Genomic DNA, 7,880 nt, shown 5'->3' on the forward strand with positions numbered 1-7,880 from the left:
AGCAAGATTTGAACTTGCGACCCCCGCCTCCCGAAGACGGTGCTCTACCAGGCTGAGCTATACTCCGAACCGAGGCGGCGCTTATAGCCAACTCGCGACAGCCGTGCAACGCGCCAAAAACACCCGGCACAGCCTCTGTAGCAGGCCTGCCCGCATCGCTGAGTCAGGTGGATCTGTGCGCGAATTGGCGCGGTGATGCTGCGGTTTGGGCGTTGCCACTGCAGAGCAGCTGCAAATCTGCCCGGCAGTCACCGCATTGAGCCGTTGCATCCGTCGGCTCGACTCGGTATCTAGCCCGCTCCGTCGCAGATGGCGGACCCGGTTGGGGCGTCGCCAAGTGGTAAGGCACCGGTTTTTGGTATCGGCATTCCCAGGTTCGAATCCTGGCGCCCCAGCCAACCGACTCAGTTGAAACCTTCAGCGCGAATCATCCCGCACCGGGAGCCCCCGGTGATAACGGGCGCGGCGATTCGGCAGGGTGGCACCGCGGGGACGGGCGCGAAGCATGGCGCTGTCACGCAGACGTGAAATGTCCGTGACACCCCCTGGCCGCCGGAAGCCGGGAACCCCTTGAGACACGAACAGCTTATTGCATCCCCTAGGCGAGCTGCGCCCGGCAATTAATCGCATCAGGCGAAATCTGCTGCTTTCGGAGCTGGTTTGGTCGCATTCCAGCCATAATGATGTATTGATCGTAAGGCTTGGCTAGTGTTAGCGTTCAGCCGGATTTCAAGGGCGCGCATGCGTTAATGAGACGGTGGGGCTACCATCGCGGTCTATGGGTGGTTCGTAACAACAGCTACGGTAACCATCCGTGCAGAATTGAACGCTAATCGGGTTATCCGAGGGCGGCCAGCGCGCCGCTTGAGTTTAGGGTAGGGGGCCAATCCGGCAGGCATTTTGCCGGTTTAGCATCGAATTAATGTGGGCGGGGAGCCGTACTGGCGACCTGCGATTACCATTGTGAGGCGAGAAATGGTGGACTTGAAGAAAATGGTTCGCGCGTCGCTCATGGCGGCGGTTGCGGTGAGCGCCGTCGGGGGAGTTGCCTCTGCGCAACTCGCACCCGTGCTGCAGACGGCACGCCAGAATACGAACGACGGTGCGCAGACGCAATCGCGTATTGACCAGCTGGACGACCAGCGCACGGATATCGAACTCGAATATCGTGCCCTGCTCGACCAGATCGAATCGCAGCGTCTGTTCGTAGAGCAGCAGCAAGTGTTCATCCGTTCGCAAGAGAACGAGATGGGTTCGCTGCAGGCACAGATCGACCGCGTTGAAAACATCCAGCGCGACCTGTCGCCAATGATGCGCGAAATGGTCCAGAATCTCGAGGAATTCGTGAATCTTGACCTTCCTTTCCGCCTTGAGGGCGAAAACGGCCGGCTTCACCGGATCGAGCGTCTTTACGAACTGATCGACGATCCGGAGATTTCCCCGGCTGAGCGTTATCGCGTGATCCTGAATGCCTACGACATCGAGGCGTCCTACGGTCGCTCGCTGAATTCCTATGATGAAGAAATTCTCGAGGAAGGCATTCCGGTCAATGTGACCGTGCTGCAGATTGGCCGTATCGCCATGATCCGCAAATACCCTGATGGCCGCATGACCATGCGTCATATCAATGGCACCGACTGGGTTGCGCTTCCGGGTAGCTATGAAGCCAATGTGACCCGCGCAATCCGGATCGCTCAAGAAGTCACCACCCCGTCTGTCTTCCTCGCGCCTCTCCCAGGGCCGACGGTAGCGCAGTAACGGATTGGAACGGAGAGTTAAGCGATGAAGACCACTTTTAAGATACTCGCCGCCGCCGTTTCGATGGGTGTGGCGCTCACTGCCGGAGCTGTCGCCCAGACGCAGCCGGCCGGATCAATCAGCGAACTTCTGAACCGCGTGCGCAGCGATGCGCGTGAGGCCAGCCAGGAAAACCAGGCTCGCCTTCGTGAGTTCCAGAGCAGTACGAATCAGCAGCAGGCGCTGTTGAGCCAGGCGCGTGCCGAAATGGCCGCTCTGGAGCGTCAGGCCGTAGCCCTGACGGCGCAATTCGAAGCCAATCAGACCCAGATCGACGTTCTTGCGACCGACCTTCGCCAGCGCCAGGGTGCGTTCGGTGAGCTGTTCGGTGCAGCCCGTCAGGCCGCTGGCGAATTTGCCGCCATCATCAATGCGTCTGTGGTGTCTGCCCAATTCCCGGGCCGTGCCGATGCGCTTGAGGCTCTGGCAACCGGCCGCACGCTTCCAACCCGTGCAGAGCTGGACTACATCTGGCGCCGGGCGATCGATGAAATGATCGGCCAGCAAGGTGTTGTGACCTTCGATTCGATGGTTACAGGCATCGGCAATGGCCAGCCTGTTCCAGTGACTCGTGTCGGACCGTTCATTGCCTTCACCAGCTTTAACAACAACCAGCGCTTCGCGCGTTGGAAGGAAGACACCACCACCGGTGCGTGGACCCTGTCTGACCTTGCGACCCAGCCTCCGGGCAATCTGATCTCTGCCGCATCGGCCCTGTACAATGCCGATCCGAACGAAATCGTCATGGGTGTTGTCGATCCTTCGCGTGGTGCCCTGCTGGACATCTACAAGGACGTTCCGGATCTGGAAGAGCGTATCAATCAGTCCGGCATGGTTGGCCTGGTGATCATCGGTCTTCTGGTAATCTCTGCAGCCTTTGGTCTGTTCCGCATGTTCGCTCTGTTGAGCACGCAGGCGGCCGTCAATGGTCAGAAGCGCAAGTCGAAGGCTGGCAAGGGCAATCCGCTCGGCCGTGTCATGATGGCTTATGAAGCTGCCAAGGACAAAGACGTCGAGACGATGGAACTGAAGCTTGACGAGGCCATTCTCCAGGAATCGCCGAAGCTCGAATTCGGTCTCAACTTCCTGAAACTGGCGGCCGGTATTGCACCGCTGCTGGGTCTGCTGGGTACCGTGACCGGGATGATCAAGACCTTCACCCAGATCACGCTGTTCGGTACGGGCGATCCGCGGATCATGGCCGGCGGTATTTCCGAAGCGCTCATGACCACGGTTCTTGGTCTTATTGCCGCCATTCCGCTGTTGTTCATTCACAGCTTCGCGCAGAGCTTTGCTCGCGGCGTGCAGCAGGTGCTCGAAGAACAAGCTGCTGGCATGGTTGCCCGTCACGCTGAAGAGCGCTCACAGGGCTAATTGGAGGAAGCGTTATGGATTTCCAGGCCGTAAGTACCGGCCTTCAGGAGTTCCTCGAGCGCGGAGGCCCCGTTCTGGTTGTTATTATGGTAACGACCTTTGTAATGTGGGCCTTCATCCTCGAGCGCTTCGCCTACTTCTACTTCGCCTTTGGCGGGCAAGAAGACGCGGCGAGGCGGGAGTGGTCGGCACGGGCAGACCGAAAGTCTTGGTATGCCCATGCCATCCGCGACCAGCTCATCTCGGAGGTTAAGCAGCGTTGCGATCAAAATGTCGAGTTGGTGAAAACCCTCGTCGCGGTTGCCCCGCTATTCGGATTGTTGGGAACAGTGACCGGCATGGTCTCGGTTTTCGATGTCATGGCGATTTCAGGGTCTTCGGACGCACAGGCCATGTCGGCCGGTGTTTCCCGGGCCACGATCCCGACCATGGCGGGGATGGTCGCATCCCTGTCCGGACTGATTTTCGCAACCCAGATCGAACTTCTGGCCAAGCGCCGCGTAGCGCGCCTCGCCGACAAGCTCGAAATCGGTGAAGGAGTTCAGTCATGAGGCGTCGGGCCAAGCACACGGACGACCAGGCCGAGGTCAATATGACCCCGATGCTGGATATCGTTTTCATCCTGCTGATCTTCTTCATCGTGACTGCGACCTTCCTCTCGGAAGAGGGGATCGACATGCGGCCACCTGCGGATACGCCGCCGGAAACGAACGAGCCAGCGCCACCACCAATCCTGGTTCAGGTTGACGACGATAATAATATCTTCGTCAATCGGGTCCGGACGGATGTTGACCGGGTTCTCTCGGCCGTGAATCGCTTCCGCTCGGAAGAGCCGGGCAGTGCGGTTCTCGTCGATGTCGAGGACGAAGCCGATCACGGTATCATTGTCCAGATCTGGGATGAGATGGGTGCCAACGGCATTCCGGTCTCGCTCCAGCGCAACGAAGAAAACGGTTAGGTCCGGGGAGGTTCAATATGGCGCGCCGTGTTAGCCGCGTAAGTACCGGAGAGGAAGAAGTCGAACTGAACATGACGCCGATGCTCGACGTTGTCTTCATTCTGCTGATCTTCTTCATCGTCACCTCCGTCTTCATCAAGGAGCCGGGCGTGTCGGTGATCCGTCCGGATGCCATGACCGAAGAGCGTGAAACCCCGTCCATGCTGGTGGCCATCACGGCGACCAACGAGATCTGGGTCAATCGCAGGTCCTATGAGATGGCCGAACTCCGGGGCGTGATCGAGCAGCTTCTGCTCGAGAATCCCAAGGGCGAGGCCATGATCCAGGGCGACGAGTCCGCCAATATCGGCGTCATTCTCGACGTTCAGGATCTGCTCACGGAAATGGGTGTCGAAGTCAAGATTTCGACGTTACAAAGTTAGGGAGGACTGATTATGGGAAGCATAATTCGCCTCATCGGCGGAATTCCGATTGCCGCACTTGTGACGGTCGCACTCTTCATGCTGATGACCCGCCTGATCTTTACCGAAGGCGCGCCACCGGAGCAGACCGAGGACGAACTCTCGTTCACGATCAATGACGAGGTCCAGGACATCGCGGCCCGTCGCCGGGATACGACCATCGAAGACGTCCAGCAGGTGGACCCGCCGCCACCACCGCCACAGATCGAACGTCAGCGGGCTGAACAGCCAACTGAAGGTCTGGCAACGGTGATGGGCGAGATCCCGGATTTCGCTGCACCACAACTGAATAGTGACAGTGTCAGCTTCTCGGTCTCTGACCGTGACGCCCAGCCACTGGTCCGCATCGAGCCGCAATATCCAATGCGGGCACTCGAGCGCGGAACCGAAGGGACCTGCAATGTCCGGTTCGACGTGACCGCCGATGGCACGCCGACCAATATCCGGATCCTTGCCTGTGACAGTTCACTGTTCGAGCGCGCTGCAGAGCGTGCCGTCGAGCGGTGGCGCTACAGCCCGAAAGTGCAGGACGGCGTGCCAGTGGCACGTGTGAATGTGGAAACGCAATTCGAGTTCCGCATTTCGCAATAGGAATACGGCGATGGATGAGCGTGGCCCACCACGGTCATCCATCGACGACTGCGGGAGCGGGTGCGGGCCTTATGGGCGCCACCCAGACAGTTTGTGAAAGCCTGTCCAGGGGAGCGGGACTGGTATGAAGGAGCCATCGATGATCCGTATTAGCGGTTTCGATCTGACTGGGGTAACCCGCAAGCTTGCCATGCTCGCGATGGCCGTGTCGTTGACCGGTGGTGTGTTCGCGACTGCGGCAGACGCGCAGCGACGCGAGCGCCGTTCGGACGAGCAATCCGACCAGAACGCTGCAGACCGGGTTTTCTCGGCGGCGATCGGCGAGATCGTCCAGGAAGCCCTGGCGCAACAGGAAGCGGAACAGTATGCCGCGTCCATCACGACGCTGAACCGGGCCCTGGGCTCGTCCAGCATCAATCCGTATGAGCGCGCCGTTTCGCTGCAATTGCGCGGCCGTGCCTATTACGACACCGACCGGATCTCCCAGGCGATCCAGGATTGGGAAGCTGCCATTGCCACCGGCGCGATGTTGCCGAGCGAAGTGAACAGCTACCGGATCAATATCGGTCAGCTCTACATCACGATCGACGACTACACCCGCGGCATTGCCTCTCTCGAGCGCGCCGTCGCCGATGGCGGCACGGAAATCGTGAACGCACCGCTCGCACGCATGCTGGCCCAAGCCTATGGCCAGGCCGAACGCTATCGTGAAGGTCTCGTCTGGGCCAATCGCTTCTGGGCGATGATCCCGAGCGCCGATCGCCAGCGGGGCGATTACAGCCTGATGCTGTTCTACTATCAGCAGCTCGAAATGGTTCCCCAGCAGATGGGCATCGTCGAAGAGATGGTGCAGCGCTGGCCTGCCGAGAAGAGCAATTGGCGTTCCTATGCCTCGCTGCTGGCCCAGGTCGGCCGCGAAGAGGATGCGTTCGAAGCCAACAAGATCATGTACATCAACGGCATGTTCACGGAAGGGCGTGAAATCGAGGCGCTGGCCCAGTATTACAGCTTCTTCGAATACCCCTATCGCGGCGCGGTCATCCTTGAGCGCGAAATGAATGCCGGTGTTGTCGAGCGCAGCCAGCGCAATCTCAACCTGCTTGCCAATATGTGGCGCCAGGCCCGTGAATGGGAACGCGCCATACCGGTACTGCGCCAGCTGGCTCAGCTGTCGGGCGACGGGAATGACTATCTCAAGCTGGCCGAAGCCCTCTACCAGGAGCGTAATCTCTCCGAGGCCGAGGCGGCATTCGAGGACGCCCTGGAACGTGGCGGTCTTGACCGTCCGGGTACCGCCTGGACCCTGCTGGGCAATGTCCGGCTCGATCTGGACCGTCGGCAGTCTGCCCTTGCGGCTTTCCGTGAAGGTGCCCGCTACCCGTACTCGCGTCGCACGGCCACCGGCTATATCACCTATATCAACAGTGTGATCCAGGCCGAGGCTGACCGTATCCGCATCCGCGAACGCGTCCGTCAGGATGAGTGCCGCTTCGGTGTCGAGGATGCGCTCGAGACGGCCCGGCTTCTGGGTACGATCGACGAAACCGGCCGCACGGTCATCGAAGTGCAGCCACGCTGTGCTGATCTCTACAATCAGTATGGTGAGCCGATCGCCCCTGTGACCGCAGCCACTGCGGAAGCCCCGGACGAAGCCGCCGAGACGTCTGAAGACGCCGGCTAGCCGGCATCGCCAGGCAGGTTGCCTGGAAGACAAGGTGAATTGAATGACGCCCCGGCTTCTGGCCGGGGCGTTTTTCTTTGTCTGCCCGGGCGTTGCCGGCGGGCCGGGCTGCGTTCGCGGGCGATGAACCGGACCCGCCGCCCGGAAAATGACCCCGCAATGGCCACAATCCCTCCTTGTTCCGCCGTGGTTTCGCCCTCTCTTTTGACGATCCTCCAGGGGTGGCGCGGGACTGTGTTGTAGCTCTGCGTCACACCCGTCATCCCGGCAGGCGGTTGACGCTACCGGGCGAGCGGCGGGTCGAGTGACAGACGCTGTCGGGGCCGTGCAGACACTGTCAAAGGGGAGGCCTGTCCAATGACAGCCACTTTTCAGTCACTGAGAATACCGTTGGTCCTGCCCCTGGCGGCGATCATGACGGTCGGACTCTTCCTCATGATGCGGCAATTGATCGATATCGGCCCCGTAGAACCGGTGGTCGAGGTCGAACCGCCTGCGATCGAGATCCGGTTCGATCCCGCCGATGAGGAGATTGATCGCAGCCCGGATATCATCCACGTAGAGCCGGTTCCGCTGCCACCGGCACCACCGACGCGTGACGCGCCGTCCAGTCCGGTCGACGCCCTTCCGGGCACGGGCGGGCATGTGGTAGCGCCCGTCGGACGCTCCGAGATCAGTGGCCCGGGCAGTATTGTGATCAGCCAGCGCGAGCCCGTTCCCGTTGTCAGGGTGCAACCGATGTATCCGCCGCGGGCGGCTGAACGCCGCCTGGAAGGCCAGTGCTCGGTTCTGTTTGATATCACCCCGCAGGGAACGACGACGAATGTACGGGCGCTGGATTGTTCCAGCTCGCTCTTCGAACGCGCGTCAATCAATGCGGTCGCCAACTGGCGCTACAGCCCGCAGATCGAGGCTGGTCAGCCGATCATGTATCGTGGCGCCACGACGCAATTGGTCTATCGCCTCGACGAATAGGTTTCCGGACGGAACGGATGGCCCCGTCCAACCGGAAGCGGCC

At 60.4% G+C, this 7,880-nt stretch carries 8 protein-coding genes and 1 tRNA gene; all 9 read left to right on the forward strand.

The features are described 5' to 3' along the window. Window positions 1-323 precede the first annotated feature (323 nt). Window positions 324-398: transfer RNA gene (locus ACN0YF_RS06660), tRNA-Gln, on the forward strand. 595 nt (window positions 399-993) lie between these two features. Continuing rightward, the gene (locus ACN0YF_RS06665) at window positions 994-1,758 is read left to right on the forward strand and encodes a DUF3450 domain-containing protein (protein ID WP_417493788.1); all 765 of its coding nucleotides are present in this window, start codon (window positions 994-996) and stop codon (window positions 1,756-1,758) included. A gap of 24 nt (window positions 1,759-1,782) precedes the next feature. Further along, window positions 1,783-3,171, forward strand: coding sequence for a MotA/TolQ/ExbB proton channel family protein (locus tag ACN0YF_RS06670; RefSeq protein ID WP_417493789.1), 1,389 nt, complete (start codon window positions 1,783-1,785; stop codon window positions 3,169-3,171). 14 nt (window positions 3,172-3,185) lie between these two features. Beyond that, entirely contained in the window at window positions 3,186-3,722 is a 537-nt protein-coding gene (locus tag ACN0YF_RS06675) for a MotA/TolQ/ExbB proton channel family protein (RefSeq protein ID WP_417493790.1), read from the forward strand. Continuing rightward, complete coding sequence (locus ACN0YF_RS06680) at window positions 3,719-4,129, forward strand: ExbD/TolR family protein (protein WP_417493791.1); 411 nt, start codon at window positions 3,719-3,721, stop codon at window positions 4,127-4,129. The genes ACN0YF_RS06675 and ACN0YF_RS06680 overlap by 4 nt, the downstream gene beginning before the upstream one ends. Before the next feature lie 17 nt (window positions 4,130-4,146). Further along, window positions 4,147-4,551 (forward strand): ExbD/TolR family protein, encoded by a 405-nt coding sequence (locus ACN0YF_RS06685; RefSeq protein ID WP_417493792.1) that lies wholly within the window; start codon window positions 4,147-4,149, stop codon window positions 4,549-4,551. A 12-nt stretch (window positions 4,552-4,563) separates the two neighbouring features. Next, the gene (locus ACN0YF_RS06690) at window positions 4,564-5,181 is read left to right on the forward strand and encodes an energy transducer TonB (protein ID WP_417493793.1); all 618 of its coding nucleotides are present in this window, start codon (window positions 4,564-4,566) and stop codon (window positions 5,179-5,181) included. Window positions 5,182-5,320: 139 nt separating this feature from the next. Next, window positions 5,321-6,862 carry a tetratricopeptide repeat protein gene (locus ACN0YF_RS06695; RefSeq protein WP_417493794.1) on the forward strand — a complete coding sequence of 514 codons (1,542 nt, stop codon included), beginning with the start codon at window positions 5,321-5,323 and terminating at the stop codon, window positions 6,860-6,862. Window positions 6,863-7,219: 357 nt separating this feature from the next. Then, window positions 7,220-7,837 (forward strand): energy transducer TonB, encoded by a 618-nt coding sequence (locus ACN0YF_RS06700; RefSeq protein WP_417493795.1) that lies wholly within the window; start codon window positions 7,220-7,222, stop codon window positions 7,835-7,837. Window positions 7,838-7,880: the final 43 nt, after the last annotated feature.

Source organism: Maricaulis sp. (assembly GCF_048270265.1).
Lineage (GTDB): Bacteria > Pseudomonadota > Alphaproteobacteria > Caulobacterales > Maricaulaceae > Maricaulis.

Bases quoted from the DNA above. Each gene is read 5' to 3' on its own strand.
- ACN0YF_RS06665 (WP_417493788.1), top strand. From the start codon at position 994: ATGGTTCGCGCGTCGCTCATGGCGGCGGTTGCGGTGAGCGCCGTCGGG.
- ACN0YF_RS06670 (WP_417493789.1), top strand. From the start codon at position 1,783: ATGAAGACCACTTTTAAGATACTCGCCGCCGCCGTTTCGATGGGTGTG.
- ACN0YF_RS06675 (WP_417493790.1), top strand. From the start codon at position 3,186: ATGGATTTCCAGGCCGTAAGTACCGGCCTTCAGGAGTTCCTCGAGCGC.
- ACN0YF_RS06680 (WP_417493791.1), top strand. From the start codon at position 3,719: ATGAGGCGTCGGGCCAAGCACACGGACGACCAGGCCGAGGTCAATATG.
- ACN0YF_RS06685 (WP_417493792.1), top strand. From the start codon at position 4,147: ATGGCGCGCCGTGTTAGCCGCGTAAGTACCGGAGAGGAAGAAGTCGAA.
- ACN0YF_RS06690 (WP_417493793.1), top strand. From the start codon at position 4,564: ATGGGAAGCATAATTCGCCTCATCGGCGGAATTCCGATTGCCGCACTT.
- ACN0YF_RS06695 (WP_417493794.1), top strand. From the start codon at position 5,321: ATGATCCGTATTAGCGGTTTCGATCTGACTGGGGTAACCCGCAAGCTT.
- ACN0YF_RS06700 (WP_417493795.1), top strand. From the start codon at position 7,220: ATGACAGCCACTTTTCAGTCACTGAGAATACCGTTGGTCCTGCCCCTG.